This is a genomic window from Streptomyces sp. H39-C1, assembly GCF_027158125.1.
Classification (GTDB): Bacteria; Actinomycetota; Actinomycetes; order Streptomycetales; family Streptomycetaceae; genus Actinacidiphila; species Actinacidiphila fildesensis.
Genome location: NZ_JAPVLS010000043.1, coordinates 62,462 through 80,147, shown reverse-complemented (window position 1 = coordinate 80,147; position 17,686 = coordinate 62,462). Strand labels below are relative to the sequence as shown.

Annotated in this window: 7 protein-coding genes and 2 pseudogenes; 4 read left to right on the top strand and 5 right to left on the bottom strand. The window is 67.4% G+C overall.

Annotation, left to right across the window (positions count from 1 at the left end):
• Positions 1 to 104: 104 nt before the first annotated feature.
• Complete coding sequence (locus O3W51_RS26555) at positions 105 to 569, bottom strand: caspase, EACC1-associated type (RefSeq protein WP_269287485.1); 465 nt, start codon at positions 567 to 569, stop codon at positions 105 to 107.
• The gene (locus O3W51_RS26550; RefSeq protein ID WP_138353924.1) at positions 566 to 928 is read right to left on the bottom strand and encodes an effector-associated constant component EACC1; all 363 of its coding nucleotides are present in this window, start codon (positions 926 to 928) and stop codon (positions 566 to 568) included. Before O3W51_RS26550 ends, O3W51_RS26555 begins: the two co-directional genes overlap by 4 nt.
• Before the next feature lie 407 nt (positions 929 to 1,335).
• On the opposite strand from O3W51_RS26550, the pseudogene O3W51_RS26545 reads away from it, so the two are divergent.
• The 3 genes and pseudogenes from O3W51_RS26545 to O3W51_RS26535 form a co-directional block, all read left to right on the top strand.
• Positions 1,336 to 1,502, top strand: a pseudogene (locus O3W51_RS26545) (IS3-like element ISAar45 family transposase); the annotation flags it as partial.
• A 133-nt stretch (positions 1,503 to 1,635) separates the two neighbouring features.
• Positions 1,636 to 2,795: pseudogene (locus tag O3W51_RS26540) on the top strand (IS3 family transposase).
• 115 nt (positions 2,796 to 2,910) lie between these two features.
• Complete coding sequence (locus tag O3W51_RS26535; protein WP_138353119.1) at positions 2,911 to 3,282, top strand: DUF6221 family protein; 372 nt, start codon at positions 2,911 to 2,913, stop codon at positions 3,280 to 3,282.
• Between the two features lie 204 nt (positions 3,283 to 3,486).
• Here the strand turns inward: O3W51_RS26535 and O3W51_RS26530 are convergent, their stop codons facing one another.
• The 3 genes from O3W51_RS26530 to O3W51_RS26520 form a co-directional block, all read right to left on the bottom strand.
• Positions 3,487 to 4,569: an IS630 family transposase gene (locus tag O3W51_RS26530; protein ID WP_443048341.1), complete on the bottom strand. Its 1,083-nt coding sequence runs from the start codon at positions 4,567 to 4,569 to the stop codon at positions 3,487 to 3,489.
• 773 nt (positions 4,570 to 5,342) lie between these two features.
• Entirely contained in the window at positions 5,343 to 5,807 is a 465-nt protein-coding gene (locus O3W51_RS26525; RefSeq protein WP_138353117.1) for a hypothetical protein, read from the bottom strand.
• A 139-nt stretch (positions 5,808 to 5,946) separates the two neighbouring features.
• A complete protein-coding gene (locus tag O3W51_RS26520; protein ID WP_269287483.1) occupies positions 5,947 to 10,320 on the bottom strand; it encodes a ricin-type beta-trefoil lectin domain protein in 4,374 nt (1,457 codons plus the stop codon).
• 324 nt (positions 10,321 to 10,644) lie between these two features.
• Here O3W51_RS26520 and O3W51_RS26515 point away from each other — a divergent pair, with 324 nt between their 5' ends.
• The gene (locus O3W51_RS26515) at positions 10,645 to 17,658 is read left to right on the top strand and encodes a ricin-type beta-trefoil lectin domain protein (RefSeq protein WP_269287482.1); all 7,014 of its coding nucleotides are present in this window, start codon (positions 10,645 to 10,647) and stop codon (positions 17,656 to 17,658) included.
• Positions 17,659 to 17,686 lie beyond the last annotated feature (28 nt).

Here is a 17,686-nt window from a genome sequence, read left to right as displayed (position 1 = left end):
CTGAAAACCCTCGGAGCCGACAACATCGCCAAGACCACCCGGGCGATCCGCGACGAACCCCAACGAGCACTCCCCATCCTGGGCATCACCAACGAACCGGTCACCTAAGGAACTTGATCAAGCCCTGCGCCGGCCATGGTCCCCAAGGCGAGTCCGCTGAAGCAGCAGTCCAGCAGGAGTACCTGTCGTTCCGAGCGCCCCGCCAGGACTGCCTGGCGTAGCCATTCATAGTGGAGAGACGACTCCGGCCAGTCCTGCTGGGATTTGGGCAACGCCAGTTGCAAACGGCTTTGCAGATCGACCAGGCCGTGTCCGGCGTAGTAGACGAGCAGGGTGTCCCGGGCCTCCAGGGAAGCAGCCCGTAGCACGGCCATCACCTCGTCTGCGGACCCGGGGTTCGCCAAGATCACACAGTGCTCCGGCCGCAGCCCCCATGACGTGGGCGACGCGAGCGCTTCAGCGAGTGCGGCGAGATTGTTGGTAACGGCCGGCAACGGCTCGAGGTGATCGAATTGGCTCGATCCGATGAGGACGGCACGCGATGCGCCCGGATCAGGCAACACACTCACTCGCCTCGACTCTCCCCCCTCTGACCGTCGTCCAGGACGCGGATCACACGCCGTACTTCGTCGTCGCTGCAGTTGGTGAGCGCGATGGTCGTGTCGTCCCTGGTGATCGTGATCTGCGCGCTTTGCGGTCGAGTCCGCTTCCAGGCGACGACAGCCATCACGAATGAGGCCGCACTCCAGCCATTCTCGGTCACCATCTTGATTACTTCCAGGGTCGACCCCATCTGCCCCGGCTGCGGGGGCCCGTCCGACCTCACCTCCGATGTGGAGGACCGCCGTACGGCTGCGTCGTTCCGCAGCCAGGCATGCAGCGAACGCAGTTCGCCCTCACCTTGCTCCATACGCAGATCAACGTACATGACGCCTCCTGACTCTCGACCTGCTGTCCTACTCGGACCTGCAGATACATCGTCGTTCAAAGTCCAGGCGGGCGAGGACAGTTCCCCGGAACCTCCGCATGGTCAAGACCAGCCAGGAGGGGCGTGACCGCCGAAGACGCCACCACCGGCGATGGCCCCCGCGCCCCGGCCGCCGACACGGCCGGCTCCGAACGCGAGGGCCGTTGCGGGCTCCGCGCGTCGGTCAGCACCGGGTCCAGATCTGGTGGCCGCCACCGGTGGCGGCCCACTGCTGGAGACCCGTGCCGGGTCCGGTGGACGGGCGTGGACGAGCGCCGCCTCAGGCTGAACTACGCGCACGTCAATTCCTGACCTCGTGAGGGGCTGCCGCACGATCGGGTGACATCGAAAGTCGCGTGTCCTGTGCGGGCTGTGTTTTGCACAGCGATCGTGGGTCGCAATTTCGTCCCGGAAATTCGTCCGGGCACTTGGACGGCATCAGATCGCCGGCTCGATAGGGCGAGGCGGGGCGGCAGGCGTCAACGCGGGCACGGAATCCTTCTTCAGCCTGCTGCGGAAGAACGTCCTCGACCGAATCGCCCCCATCGCATACGCGATCGCCATGACCACACCGGCCCTCCAAGCCGCGTGTCCGAACCTGACCTGCCCCACCTCACAGGTTCCAGTTCTGCTGGCTAACTGACGGCCTTCACGAAAGGCTGCCGGACATGCCCCGCGCCTACCCCGTTGAGTTCCGCGCCCGCGCCATCGCATTGGTGCGGGCAGGAAAAGAACAGAAGCAGACCGCCGTTGACCTCGGCATCCATCCGGTCACGTTGGCGAAGTGGTTGCGCCAGGACGACATCGACAATGGCCGACGGCCTGGCAGGGTCTCGGCGGAGTCCGCAGAGCTGCGTGCAGCGCGGCGACGAATCCACGAGCTGGAAACCGAGCTCGAGATCGTGCGCAAGGCCGCGAAGTTCCTCGGCGAGGACAAGCCGGCCCCAAAAGGCTCTACCCGGTGATCGACCGTCTCGTCGATGCCGGGGCACCGGTCGACCGATGCTGCCGGATCCTTGGGGTCGCCCGGCAGAACTACTACAAACACAAGCGCACCCCGACCACAGCGCGGCAGTTGCGGCGGGAGTGGCTGACCGGGCTGATCCGGGAGGTCCACGTCGCCTCACGCGGCACCTACGGCTACCGCCGCGTCCACGCCGAGCTCACCCTGGGCATGGGCATCCAGGTGTGCTCGAGGACCGTGTCGGTGCTGATGACACAGGCCGGGATCTACGGACTGCCCGGCCCGGTGCGGATCAAGCGCCTGCAGGGTGTCGTCACCGCCGATGACCTGGTCAACCGGAAGTTCCATCGGCTGCGTCCCAACGAGCTGTGGGTCACCGACATCACGCAACACCGCACCAGAGAAGGGTGGGTGTACTGCGCGGCGGTCCTGGACGCGTTCAGCCGCAAGATCGTGGGCTGGTCGATCGACTCCAGACAGGACTCCACCCTCGTGGTCAACGCGTTGGACATGGCCTTCCGCAACCGGCGCCCCGAACCAGGCGGGATAGTGCACGCCGATCACGGCGCCCAGTTCACCTCCTGGGTCTTCGGGGAACGGATCCGCTCCGCCGGGCTCCTGCCATCGTTCGGCACCGTCGGAGACGGCCTGGACAACGCGATGATGGAGTCGTTCTGGTCCTCAATGCAGATCGAGCTGTTGAACCGCAAACGGTGGAAGACCCGGGTCGAGTTGGCGAACGCAATCTTCGAGTACATCGAGATCTTCTACAACCGACAGCGGCGCCACTCAGCTCTGGGCTACCGCACCCCGATCGAGTACGAACTACTCTCCGAACAAGACACCATCCCCGCCGCCAGTTAGCCACCACAGCTGGAACCCAAACCGTGGGGCAGGTCAACCTGTCACCCAACCCTGCAGCAGACCCGACCGTCCGGCATGATGCTTCCTTCAGCTATGCACCGAGGGGGCACCACCTATGAGAAATGACGAAGTCGCGGACCTAACGAACTTCCTCCAAGCTCGTATTGACGAGGACGAAGCTGTGGCACTGGCCGTGAAGCCCGACACGGCCCAGGGCACCGCAGGGCTGAAGGCCCGGGTTCTCGCCGACATCTCCGCCAAACGTGGTGTCCTGCGCTTTGTGGAGCAGATGCAGCAGGGCGCAGAACAGGACGACTTCATGGTTCACGGTCCCGCCATGATTGCGCTCTCTGCGACTACCTTCCCGCTCCGCCACCTCGTTGCGGCATACGCCACACACCCCGACTTCCGGCCTGAGTGGGAGCCGAACGAGGAGGAAGTCGAGCCGGACCCGAGGCTCAGTCGCGGTCGCGCCGGCCGGGCATAGGTCGCTGGACTTACAAAGAGATCAAGGCCCGTCACGGCTTCACGCGATGGCGGGCCTTCACTCCCCTGGCGCCTCGGCCGGCACTCGCCGGCATAACTGGGCTTGATCAGCCGACCGCGCAGGTCAACGATCAGCTTGCTGTCCGTCTTCGCCGCAGACTAACCAGCCCCGCCACGAAGCAAACGCCGGCCAACGAGACAGGCGCTAGTGTTCTGAGTCGGGAATTCTGTTCAGATATGAGGCGAGGCGTTCGAGGATCTCGTCAGCGGTCTTCGTCCAGACGTAGGGCTTCGGGTCGGTGTTCCACGTGGCGATCCAGTTGCGGATGTCCTTCTCCAGGGCCTGAACGGACTTGTGGACGCCTCGTCGTATCTGTTTGTTGGTGAGTTCGGCGAACCACCGCTCGACGAGGTTCAGCCAGGACGACCCGGTCGGGGTGAAGTGCAACTGGAAGCGAGGGTGGGCCAGCAGCCACTTCTTGATCGCAGGGGTCTTGTGGGTCGCGTAGTTGTCACAGATGAGGTGGACGTCCAGGTCGGCCGGCACTTCCTTGTCGAGCTTGATCAGGAACTTCTTGAACTCCTCGGCCCGGTGCCGGCGGTGCAGGGAGCCGATCACTTTGCCGGTGGCGACCTCGAGTGCGGCGAACAGGGTGGTGGTGCCGGCACGGACGTAGTCATGGGTGGCCCGCTCGGGAACCCCGGGCATCATCGGCAGCACGGGCTGGGACCGGTCCAACGCCTGGATCTGCGACTTCTCGTCCACGCAGAAGACCAGGGCCCGCTCAGGCGGGTCCAGGTAGAGACCGACGACGTCGTGCACCTTGTCCACGAAGTACGGATCCGTCGACAGCTTGAACGTCTGCGACCGGTGCGGCTGCAGGCCGAACGCCCGCCAGATCCGCGACACCGACGACTGCGACAAGCCCATTTCCTTCGCCATCGACCGCGTCGACCAATGCGTCGCGTTCTTCGGCTTGGATTCCAGCGTCCTGGTGACCACAGCGGCGACCTGCTCGTCCGTCACCGTCCTGGGGCCACCCGGACGCGGCATGTCACCCAGCCCGGCAATCCGGTACTGCACGAAGCGGGCCCGCCAGCGGCCCACCGCCTGCGGCGTGGAACCGAGTTGAGCGGCGACATCCTTGTTCGAGACACCCTCGGCACACGCCAGAACGATCCGACACCGCAAGGCCCACGCCTGCGGCGTGGAACGACGCCGCACCCACTCCTCAAGCGCGGCCCGTTCCTCACCCGACAACGTCAACTCGACCTTCGGCCGCCCCATCCGTGCCATAGACCAAGCCTACACATCTGAACAGAATTCCCGACTCAGAACACTAGTCGTCACGGTCAATGGGCAGCCTCCCGTGGTCACCCATGTCATCGCCTTCGCCCGGCGGTCTCCCGCGCCGCGGATGGCGAGGTGAAGGGCAAGTTCCTCGGGCGTGCAAGTGGGCCACAGCCGCTGCCCGCGTTCGAGTTCACCGGCCAGGTCACCGGCGGCGCCACTGGAGGTCGGCCGCGAGTCCAGCTTCGGAAGACAGGCAAGCGCTCCCCAGCGGCCATCGTGCTCGTTCGGCACCACGGGCCTGTCACCGAGTTGCTCGCGGGTGACATCCCCCAGGCGTACATCGCCGCGCAGCACCGCTCGCCCTGCCCTGGCCAGAACTGAACCTCTCTCACTTGGTGCGGCCGGACATCACTCCTACAGTGACGGCAGATCCAGCCCCGTCTCTCACCCGCTGCCATGACTCGGCTGAAGACACGCTGTCAGAGACTCCGACCTGTTCTCCGCCGACTACGTGCACCTCTGGGTTGGCGCCGTCCACCTGCGCATTCGCCTGAAAGAAGTGATGGCCACGCTTGATGGACGTGCGGGCCGGCGGCACGAAGGACCTGATTGCGGTGACCGACGGATGCCGCGAGTTCTCCGTGGCATGGGCTTGGGCTGCTGCGGCTGACCCGGCGTTCCGCAGTTCGTCCGGTTTGTTGTTCTGGGTACGCGGCCCAGAACAACAAACCCGGGGCGGAGTGGCCACATGATCGGCAAGGTACCTGTTAGTCGCCGGAGAAGCCGAAGATCCCCAGGTGGGTAGGCACACCTTCGGTATGGAGAACGACGTAACGGCCGGTCCACCGCATCTGGCACTCGCCGAGCAGGCTCTGCTCGTATTCCTGATGGCTCATCGCGTCGTTGGCGGCGGCGATCAGCTCCCCGTACTGCTGGGGCGTCGGGTGATCCGTGCCGAAATGGTGGACGACGCGGTCTGTTGCCAAGGGGCGCAAGGTGCCGTACTCGGGCCGTTGCGGGGAGTCGGACGCGGAGACGACTGTGTCGATATCAAGGATCGTGTGCGTGCCCTCCTGCCCCATGAACTCGTGGTCCTCGCGCAGTTCCTCCAGACTCCCGTAGCTGTCGCCGTCGCCGTACTCCTCCTGGAACACCCTGGCCTGCAAGGCGTCCAGTGCCGCCGCGACGTCCCCGTCGTACGCGGTGACGTAATCCCATCCGCTGGCACCCATCGAGCCACCCCCCTCTGAGAATCGTGAACGGCGCCACCCTAGTGGCCGGGTCCGACAACGCCGCAGGCCCTCTGAGCATGCGAAAGGGCCTGAGGCGCGGGGTGCGCCTCAGGCCCATTCTGTCGCTGCGTGCAGGAGGCTACGGGTTGACGGGCAGGATTGGGGTGTTCAGGGTCGGGATGCTCCAGCGCTGTGCGGCGGTGGAGTTGCAGGGATAGAGCTGGAACGTGGTGCCGCGGTCGCTGGTCGCCCACGGAACATCCAGGCACATGTTGGACTGCGGATTGTAGATCGTGCCGTCGGCCCGGGCGCGCCACTGCTGGCCGCCTTCGCCGAGGCAGTTCCACAGGATGATCCCGGTGCCCGAGGCGGTGCCGTTGGCGCTGGCAGACAGGCACTGGGTGCCGATGGTGAGGGCTCCGTTGGCGTTGATGCTCCAGCGCTGGGCGGCGGTGCTGTTGCAGTCGTAGAGCTGGGGGTGCACGCCGTTGGCAGTGCTGGCGTTGGGTGCGTCCATGCAACGCCCGGAGTGGGGTGAGAAGCGGATCGGGCCGTTGCTGGTGGTCGCCGCGACAGCGGTGTTGTAGATGGCCAGGTTGCTGACCCGGCCGGTCAGGTAGTTGGTGAAGGTGTTGTTGTTCCGGTAGCGGCCGAGGACAAGAGTGCCACTCGCGGTGGGGCTGGTCGAGGCGGTGTGCTGACCGGTGCCGGCCAGGGCGCCGTTCACGTACATGTTCATCTGGCCGGTGTCTGCGTTGTAGCTGGCGGTCAGCTGAGTCCAGGTGTTGAGCTGGTAGGCCGCGGCGGGGCCGGTCGCGCCGGAGAAGTCGTACGGCCAGTCGTTGTTGGCGTCGCCCCGGGCGAGTCCGAACTTCCAGGCACCGTGGTCGGCATAGATCATGAACGAGCTGCCGTTCACGGTCTCCTGGCTGACCACCATGCCGGCGTCGTCCTTGGCCAGGTAGGCCCAGGTGCTGACGGTGAAGCTCTTGTGGGTGTCGACCACGCCCTTGCTGCTGGTGATGGTGGACTGGGCAGTGCCGTCGAACACCGCGACATTGGTCTTGCGGCCGTCGACGGTTTCCTCGCCCCAGGTGACATTCGCGGCGGTGCCGTTGTAGGAGGCCGGGTTGGCCTTGGCGTTGCCGGTTAGCGGCCACTGGACGTATGGGGCCTGGCTGCTACCGCGGAAGTGGTCTCCGGCGAAGCCGGTGACCTGGGTGCCTGCAACGGCGGCCGGCCAGACGTGGAGGTTGCCGGAGGTGTCGGTGGCCCAGAGGTCGGGCACGTCGTCGTCGGTGAGGTTGCCGTCGGAACCGACCGTCGGGAAGGACGTCGCGGTGACGCCGTAGCCGATTTTGGACACGGGGCTGGCGGTGATGCCCGTCACCTCGGTGGAGGTGTCGGGCCGGGTGGCCGTGGTCAGGGCGTACTGGAAGATGTCGCCATTGGTCCGGTTGCGTACCCAGAGCGCGGGAGCGGTGGCGCTGGTGGCGCCGATGGCCAGTGTGTTGCCGGGGACCATCAGGTCCTTGTCGTCCCAGCCACCAGTGGAGACCAGGGACGGCGGCGCCAGGGTGTGGTTGGTCTTGACCGGGTAGTACCAGAGGTTGCCCGAGTCGATGGCGAAAACGCCGGTCGCGTCGGTGACCGTGCGGCTCGGCGTGCGGGTGTCCTTGGCCGAGCCGATCGGGGTGATCTGGCGGGCCTGCGCCCAAGAGTTGCCGTCGTGGTGGCCGGCGCAGGAGGTGGCGAGATCGGGGTCACAGTCCGGCCGGTCGAGCGGGGTCATCGTGCCGCGGGTGAAGCGACCCGGGTCGGAGAGCGTGTCGGAGTAGTAGTAGAGCGCGTCGTCACCGTCGGAGGCGCCGGGGCTGCTCGGGTCCTTGTGGACGAACAGGTCGTCGAGGTTGGTGGTGGGGTCGAGGGCGCCGCGGTGCGCGACCCGGTAGTCCTTCCAAGTCCGGGGGTTCGTTGGAGCGTCGGCACCGGGGGCCTGGGCGGCGGCCGCGGCCGTACCGGTGGGCGGCACGCTGGAGTTGCCCGGGTCAGTGGCGCGGCCGTGGGTGATCAGGTTGCCTGCCTGATCCGTGACCAGGATGTCGGGCCGGGCATCACCCGTGGTGTCGCCGAATGCGACCGGGCCCTCCGTCCACGGGACGTAGAACGAGTACGACATGGTCTGGGAGGAGTTACCGGCCTCGTCGAAGACCTGGGCGTACAGGGTGTTGGTGCCCCAGTGGGTCGGCTTGGTCGCGACGTCGTTGACCACCAGTGGGGTGCCCGAGGTGGGGGTGCACTTCTGCTCGGCGCCCGACATCTGCGGGTCGTAGCTCCAGCGGAGGCACGCCAGGCCGGAGGAGATCAGGCCGGTGCCCGGGCTCGGGTCGGAGGCGATCAACGGGATGTGCCCGGTGTCGCCCAGATGCAGCTTGGTGGTCTGGCCGTTTCCGGCCGGCGGGAACTGGGTGGCCGGGTCGGTGAATGTGCCGAAGGCGAGCACCGGTGGGGTGGCATCGACGGCGAAGTGGCAGACAGGGCTCGGGGATCCGCGCAGCAGGCCGTCGTCACCGTAAGCCTGCCAGCCGTAGTGGTGGCCGTCCTGGAGGGTGCCCATCGGCAAGGTGTAGGAGGCCTCGCTGCCCCGGCTCACAAAGCCAGACCAGCCGGTGTGCACGGAGTTGCCGCCGGTGGTGTTGTCCCAGATGTTGATCCACTCGGTCAGCTGGCCCTGGTTGGGGCTGTTGACGGTGGACCTGAGACTGGTGTTCGCGCTGGTGATGTAGCCATACGAGGAGAGAGGCACGCTGGCGCAGGCATCGGTGTCCGCGGCGGTGACCCGGTGCGGGGCCGGGACGGTGTGAGGGTTGCCGGGCACACCGGGCGGGAAATCGAATGTGCTGCTAAGCGTGGCGTCGTAGTTGTACCGCTTGAAGCCCATCCGCTGGCCGCTGCCCTCCGGGCCGCGTACTGCGAAGGCGAGCGGCACGTTGGTGGTGCGGATGCCGTCGCGCAGCGCACCGGTGATGTTGAAGTCGATCGGCAGGTCGCTGTAGCACTCCGACAAGGTGCCGTTGCCGGGTACCGACTTGCTGTCGACCCACTCCCGGATCTCGTGGTTGCTCCAAGTCACCGACGCGTCGAACGCCCCTGCCCGGTAGAGGTTGACCGGGTAGGTCGTTGTGCAGGAGTGGTCAGAGGAGATGTACTGGCTGATGCGCAGGTTGGCGTAGTTGATGGTGGCGCCGGCGTAACCGTTGAGGTTGAACTCGAACAGAGCCCGCTCGATCCCGGTTGCGGTCTCCCAGCCCTGGAAGCCGGATCCGGGCCGATCACGGTCGGTGGAGCCGGTGCGGTCGAAGTTGCCAGTGGTGTTGTGCGCCTGCATCACCCAGGCATGGTGCTGCTTGCCACGGGCGTCCTGCGACCACGACGGGTCGACGTAGACGGGGTACGAGGTGTTGGCACCGTCGAGCAGGTCGAGGCTCGGGGCCAAAGAGATCGAACCCTGCGCGTGGTCACTGTTGCCTTGGACCTTGGCCTCGGTCACCGGGATGGTAGCGACGCTGGCCAGTGCGCCGGGGCCGGCTGTGGTGCTCGGCGCGTCCGGCGGAGCGTGGGTCGCGTCACCGGAGTCGTCCGAGCCGGCATCGGCCGCCTTGGCGTTGCGGGTGGCAGGCGAGGCCTGCGCGGTCTCGACGGCGTATTTCGCGGCGGCCCGGCCGGCCGGGGTCCGGGCTTCCTTGGCGGACCACATCTGGGGGGCCGGCGCGGTGAACACCGGCTCGCCGTCGGCGGTCGCGGTCAGCGCGCCGCCGTCGCTCTTGGCGAGGTCCAGACCCTTGGTGGCCGTAGGGAAGACGAGGTTGCGCACTGCCGGATTGGCTGCAGCCGTGGGCGTACGCAGCACGATGACGGTGGTATAGCCGCCCCATTTGGTGGCGGTCACCTGCAGGTCGGTGTCCGGGGCCACATCGGAGAACAGGGCCCCGTTGCCGATAAGTTTCGGGGCGGGGAGCGGGCCGGGGAAAGGCGAGGAGACGGCGAGCTGCTTGCCGTCCTTGGTCGTCATGGTGGCCAGCGGGCCGCTGCCGCCGCCGGAGATGACCAGGTCTCCGCTGGAGGCCGTCGCGACGACGGTGCCGTCCGCGTTCTTGACGAGAGTGTCGTCCAGGGTGGCCCAGGAGCCGTCGGTGCGCTTGGTGCGCTGGGCCATCTCATGCTGCTCGGAGCGCAGTTTGCCTTCGGCAGTCGCTACCACGGTGGTGTATTCGTCGGTGAGTACGGGGACGGGAACATCCTTACCCGCGCTCTTCGCCTGGGTGATGGCCTGCTGGACGGCGTCCTGGGCGGGCGGGGCGGGCTGCCCCGCGGGTTTGGCAGGTTCCGGAGTGCCATCGGCGGCGTGGGCGACGAGCGGAGTAGCCGTCAGTAGGCCTGCGGCGAGGACGAATGTGACGGCGGCCGATACGGACCGTCTGGCGAGCCGGGCGGGTCTGGGTCTGGTGGACATCGAGTTCCCCCGTGGTTTGGCGCGCTCCGCATTGCGGATGTGCAGAGATCCGCAGCACCTTGGCAGTCCTGACTGCCTGTCTACAAAGGGGTATTGATTCTGTTGTCGTGATATCAGAGCCAAAAGGACCTAACCGGCGGCCTGTGAGATATGTCATGCGATCGCTGATCGTCGGTATTGCTGACGGCACGTCATCCGACTGCTAGTTTCCCGTCCGATTGTGTTGGTGATCATCACAGATCTTTCACAGACAACGGGGGTCCAGTGGCAAGTCCGGAGAGACCAAGACGTACGAGATTCTCATGGAGATGTGTCGTCGGGCCGGTGGCCTTCGCCGTCGCGGGCACCCTGCTCGCTCCCGCAGCGCAGGCCACGGCCGGCCCCGACTTCTCCAAGATCTGGCAGCCACCGGATACGCCGCTGCCCGGCACCACCTCGGTAAATGTCACCGACGTCGCCAAGGCGGCCTCGATCGCGCCGCATTACCCGGTGCCCTCGCGGGCCGGCAAGATGGCCGCCCCGGCGCCCACCCAGCGCGCGTCCGCCACTGTCGATCTGTCCGGAGCACAGGCTAAAGGGCCGTTGAGGGCCGGGAAGCTGCCCGTCTGGGTGGCACCCAAGCCCGGCGCGCCCGCTACGTCGCAGGCCGTGACTGTCGTCCAGAGTGACGGGCAGACCGCCCACGCGGCCGGGGTGAACGGGCTGCTCTTCACCTTGACCGCTCAGCCGCAGAGCACCTCCGCCGCCACAGCCCCTGCCACGCGCCAGCAGTCGCCCACTACTCTGGTGCTGGTCGCTGTGGACGTGGCCGCGCTGAACGCCGCTACCGGCGGTGAATTCGCCTCCCGTGGGCGCCTGGTGAAGCTGCCTGCCTGTGCCGCGACCACCCCCGCATCTCCCTCCTGCCAGGTCCGCACGCCCGTGGCGGCCCATTTCGAACAGGCCACCGGGCGGATGGTGGCCGAGGTGCCGCTGCCCGCCGCCACACCGGCACGTACTGGCGCCGCCCAGTCCTCGTTCATCACCGGTGTGCACCCGGCCGCCGCACCCACCGGTGCGCCGCTGCTGCTGGCCGCGGAGACCGGCCCGGCCGGTGGTGGTGGCACTTACGCCGCGTCGACGCTGTCGCCCTCCTCCGCCTGGGCCGCCGGCAGTGCATCGGGCGCGCTGACGTACAGCTACCCGGTCCAGGTGCCGCCCTCGCTCGGCGGCGCGGCCCCGACGGTCGGACTCTCCTACAACTCCTCATCGGTGGACGGCAAGACCTCGGCCACCAACGCCCAGGCGTCCTGGGCCGGCGACGGCTGGGAGCTGAATCCCGGTTTCATCGAGCGCGACTTCAAGCCCTGCGACAAGAGCGGGATCGCCGACTCCGGCGACCAGTGCTGGGGCGGCTTCAACGCGACGCTTTCGCTCGGCTCGCACTCCGGCCAACTGGTCCGCGACCGCAACGCGGGATCGTCCAGCGCCACCACCGACGCGGCCACCGGCGTATGGCACCCGAAGGACGACGACGGAACCAAGATCGAATTCGGCTCGGGCGCGGGCAACGACGCCCGGGACGGCGCGTACGCCAAGGTCACCGACAGCTCGGGGACCGTCTACTACTTCGGGCTCAACCACCTGCCCGGCGGGGACAAGAGCGACCCGGCCGCCAACTCGGTGTCCACCCTCCCTGTGTACTCCCCGGGCAGCGGCGACCCCTGCTACGACTCGGCGCAGGGCAAGGCCTCCTGGTGCCAGATGTGGCAGCGGCTCTCACTGGACTACGTGGTGGACCCGAAGGGCAACCTGACCACCTACACCTGGGCCCCGGAGACCAACTGGTACGCCCGTGGCGCCGGCCAGAACAACGGCACTGGCACCCGCACCTCCTACACCCGGGCCAACCTGCCGGCCTCGATCGCGTACGGCCAGCGTTTGGACGAGCAGCTGGCAGCCAAGGGCGCCCTGCAACCGGCCGAAAGAATAGCCTTCGCCACCGCCGAGCGCTGCCTGGACAGCGCGACCTGCGACCCCGCCCAGCGCACCAGTGCAAACAAGAACAACTGGCCTGACGTGCCGGTCGACCAGGAGTGCAAGCAGGACGGCACCTGCACCCACTCCAGCCCGAGCTTCTTCACCACCAAGCGCCTGAGCACCATCACCACTCAGGTCCGCATCAACAATGCCTGGAAGGACGTCGACTCCTACAAGCTGACCCACTCCTTCCCCGACCCGAAGGACAACACCAGCCAGAAGGCGCTCTGGCTGGACTCGGTCGAGCGGACCGGCAAGACGGCCACTCCCGAGCTCTCCACCCTCCCCGTCACCTTCACCCCGGTGATGCTTCCCAACCGGGTGGACGGGACCGACCTGGTGCCCGCGCCGCCGCTGATGAACCGCCCGCGTATCCAGCAGATCCACAACGAGACGGGCGGCGTCCTCAACGTCGACTACAACCTGCCGGGCTGCTCCCGGATCAACAAGGTGATGCCGGCTGCCGAGGACGACAACAGCATGGCCTGCTACCCGATCCGCTGGCTGCCCTCCGGGTCGGTGGCCGATGCCGACCCGGTGCTGGACTGGTTCAACCACTACACGGTCGCCTCGTTGACCGAGAACGACACTGCCACCGACGCCCCGCAGAAGATCACGAAGTACACCTACGAGTCGGCCGGCTGGCACCGCGATGACGCCGAGCTGACCGAGACCAAGGCCCGCACCTGGGGTGACTTCCGCGGCTTCAGGACCGTCACCACCACTGTGGGCAGCGGGACCGACGGTCCCCGGGCGCAGACCCGCACCACCTACCGGCAGGGCATGGATGGTGACGTCCGCCAGGACGCCGGAAGCCGCAGCGTCCACCTGACCGATGCACTCGGCCGGGATGTCGTTGACGTCGACTGGCTGGCCGGCCAGCCACTGCAGAGCGAGACCTTCGACCAGGCCGACGGAAAGGTCACCGCCCGGACTGTCAACGGCGCCTCCGGCGAGGTCGCCACAGCCACCCACTCGCGCGGCACCGGCCTGCCCGACCTGGTCGCCCGATACACCGCCACCACCCAGGCGGTGACCAGCCAGGCGCTCAAGGCCGACCAGAGCTGGCGCACCACCACCAAGACCACGGTCACCGATCCGTCCCGCGCCAACCGTCTGCTCACCTCGCTCGACCAGGCCGACGGTCTGCCCGACCTGTGCACACGCACTGCCTACGCCACCGGGCCCGACCCGCAGCGCACCGACCTCGCCGCCGAAACCCTGACACTCTCCGGCCCTAATGCCTGCACTGCGGCCGCCGGCCCCAGCAACACCACCGCCCGCAGTCGGGTCCTCTACGACAACCTGCCCTTCGGCCAGGCTGCGGCGAGCGCCAACCCGAGCGGCGCCCAGGAGCTGGAGCGCTACGAGAGTGACGGCAGCGCCACCTTCACCACCAAGACCAGCACCACCTTCGACAAGTACGGCCGGACGGAGTCGGTGACCGCGCTGACCGTCAAGGACGCGCTGCATCCGAACGGTGCGACCACCCGGACCAGCTACGCGGCTGCCGCGGCGGGCGAGCTCCCGTCCGCGCTGACCTCCTCGGCGCCGATCCCCGGTGCCGCCACCGGCAGCTGGGACACCGTCACCACGATCGACCCGCGGCGCGGGAACACGCTGACCGTCAAGGATCCCAACAGCAAGACCAGTACCCAGGTCTATGACGCCCTCGGCCGGCTCACCGGCGTCTGGCTGGCCGGACGCAACCCGGCGGCCAACGCCAACGCGAACCTCGCCTATGCCTACAACCTGTCGAACAAGGCCGGGGTGCCTTCCTCGGTGACCACCTCGGTTCTCAAGCGGGATCTGGCGATGCCGGTCTACACCCGTCGCATCGACATTCTGGACGGCTTCGGACGCACCCGGCAGGCCCAGGCCTCACCCGCCAACCCGGCCTACACCGGCCGGATGATCACCGATTCCCTGTACGACTCGCAAGGCAGGGTGAAGACGGCCAACGCCGCCTGGTACAACAACGTTTCCGGCCCCACTACGACCCTGGTGCAGGCCGCCGAGTCGACCATCCCGGCACAGACCCGCACCACGTACGACGGCCGGGGCCGGGCGACCGTGGTCGCCTCATGGTCGCTCGGTGTCGAGCAGAACCGCACCACCACGGTCTACGCCGGAGTCGACCGGATCGACCTGTTGCCGCCCGCCGGCACCTGGCCGACCAGCTCGGTCTCCAACGCCCGCGACAAGACCGTCGAGCGCTGGCAGTACAACACGCCCACCGCGACAGGCAACCCGGCCGATGCGGTGATCTCCCGCTACACCTACACCGCTGATGGCAAGCCCGAGACTCGTACCGACGCGGTCGGCAACCGCTGGTCCTACGGCTACGACCAGCAGGACAGGCAGATCTCGGCGAGCGACCCGGACACCGGCACGGTCGTCCAGACCTTCGACGAGGCCTCCCGGGTTGCCACCACCACCGACAACCGCGGCCGCAAGCTCGTCTTCACCTACGAACTGACCGGCCGCAAGACCGGCGTGTACGAGGGCAGTGTCGCCCCGGCCAACCAGCTCGCGGGCTGGTCCTACGACACGGTGATCAAGGGCAAGCCGGCTTCCGCCACCCGTTACGTCGGAGGAGCCGGCGGTCAGGCGTACACCACAGCCGTGAAGGGGTATGACGACGCCTATCGGCCCACCGGGTTGAGCATCACCATCCCGGGCAGCGAGGTCGGTCTGGCAAGCGGCAACTTCACCTATGCCGTGTCCAGCAGCTTCGACAAGATCACCGGCAATCTGAAGTCCACGCTACTGCCCGCCCTTGGCGGCCTGCCGATGGACGACATGGCGTACTCCTACAACGACTACGGCCAGCTGTTCAAGTACGCGGGTGCCACCACCTACGACACCCAGACCGAGTACGACGCCTTCGGCCGGGTAATCCGTTCCACCGTCAACCCATGGGCCAGCCAGGTGGTGGTCACCAACGACTACGACCAGGCCACCGGACGGCTGCGCAACCAGTTCCTGGACAAGCAGACCTCCGCCAGCGGCGCGGTCCAGCAGACCGGTTACACCTACGACGACTCCGGCCGCGTCACCTCCATCAGCAGCACCCCCGACAACACTCCGGTCGGCCGCGATCTGCAGTGCTTCGACTACGACAGCCTCGGCCGACTGAACACCGCGTGGACCGACACCGGCAGCGTCACAGTCCCCGACGCGCTGCAGCACCAGACCCAGGACCAGGGCCGGTGCACCAACACCAGCCCCACCAGCGGCGCGATCGCGCCCGCCCAGACCACTGTTGGTGGTGGCACCCCGTACTGGCAGGAGTACGGCTACGACGTGACGGGCAACCGGACCAGGTTCGTCCAGCACGACACCAGCGGTGACGCCACCAAGGACTCCGTCACCACGCAGACCTTCCCGAGCGCCGGCACCGTCAACACCGGCGGCGGCAGCGGCGGTCCGCACGCGCTCACCGGCACCAGCACCAAGGTCGGAACCAGCACCACGGTGTCAGGCAACGACGCCTATGACGCGGCCGGCAACACCACCGGCATCTACACCTCGAAGACCGGCACCGCCGACCTCACCTGGAACAGCGAGGGCAAACTCGGCGCTCTTGCCCAGGCCGGTCCGATCACCGGCATCGGTGGCAAGTGCCTGGACATGCAGGGCGGCAGCTCGGCCAACGGCAACCCGCTGCAGATCGACACCTGCACCTCCGGCGGCGGCCAGCGCTTCGCCACCAACGGCGGCCTGCTCAAGGTGTTCAGCAAGTGCATCACCGCGATGGGCACCGCGGCGGGGTCCGTCGTGCAGCTCCAGCCCTGTGACGGCCGTGCTTCTCAGAACTGGACCGTCCGCGCGGACGGCACCATCCTCAACGCGGCCGCCACCCGCTGCCTGGCGGTGCCTGGCAACGTCACCACCAACGGCACCGACCTGGCGATGGGCGACTGCGCGACGCCTCTTCCGGCCGGTCAGAAGTGGACCGTCCCGAACCAGACCACGAGCTACGTCTACGACGCCGACGGCAACCAGCTGATCCGGCGCAATCCAGGCAAGACCACCATCAACCTCGGCACCGACCAAGTCACCTATGACACGGTGGCCAAGACCCTCACGGGCACCCGGTACTACCCGGTTCCCGGCGGTCTCAGCATGGTCCGGGTCGGCGCCGGCGGTCTGACGATCCAGCTCGCCGACCACCACAACAGCGGCACCCTGACAGTCGATGCCACCAGCCTTGCCGTCACCCGCCGTCCGATGGACCCCTTCGGCAACCCGCGCGGCACCCAGCCCGCGCCGGGAGTCTGGGCCGGTGACAAGGGCTTCGTCGGCGGAAGCAAGGACGATGTCACCAGCCTGACCAACCTCGGTGCCCGGGAGTACCAACCGAGCACCGGACGCTTCCTCTGCGCGGACCCACTGCTCGTACCGGATGATCCGCAGCAATGGAACAGCTACGGCTACTCACACAGCGACCCGGTCAACCGCAGCGACCCGTCCGGGCTCTACGACCCGGACCAGCGGGCCTGGGAGCAGGAGCAACGACGGGCGAACCAACCCGCCTCCGAATCGGCCGGGGATAGCGAGCCGGTGGGCCTTGGCGAGGACGAGCCCACAAAGGAGGAGGAGAAGTGGTGGAAGGTCTGGCAGCCGCGCCATGACACTGCCGTCCTCATGGTCACCGCCTACCTCAAGGCCAAGCACCCGTACAACGACTTCGACAACGACGTCTTCATCCGCGGCGCCTCCGCGAAGGGCAATGGGGAGCCCGGCTACGCCGACATCGTCGAGTGGGGCAAGAACGACGTCACGATCTGGGAGGTCAAACACCAGGGTGGGGCGGCGGAGAAGGCCGGCCCGGCGCAGCTCGCCCGGTATGTCTCGAAGATGCAGGCGATGCTGGTCGCCAGCGGCGACACCCGGAGAGTGAAGATCGGCGAACCGCTCGGGGTGGAGCTAGGCCCGGTGCCCAACTTCGGCAACCCCGCCGAGTTCATCACCGCGAAGGACAGTGGGAAGGCCGGCATCATCAGCTACACGTGGTCACGGGAGGATACCCGCGGCGGTGAGCCGGACCCCGTGCCCCACCCTGTACCCGGCCCGCAACCCAACCCGATGCAGCTGAAGGAGCGGGGCAGGCGGCCGGACTGGACCTCGACCCGCCCGATCAAGGGCCTGCCGGCAGGAGGACTGATGCCCCACGCGGCGCCGTCCGAAAACGGAGGAGACGGGCTCACCTTCAACGTACCGAAGATGACCCCCCAGCAGCAGGAGGACACCGGGGTGGCGGCGGTGGTGGGCTTCCTCGGAGCCGTCCTCATCCTCTGTAACCCCGTCACCTAGGATGATGTCCGATTTCGACCGACAGCTC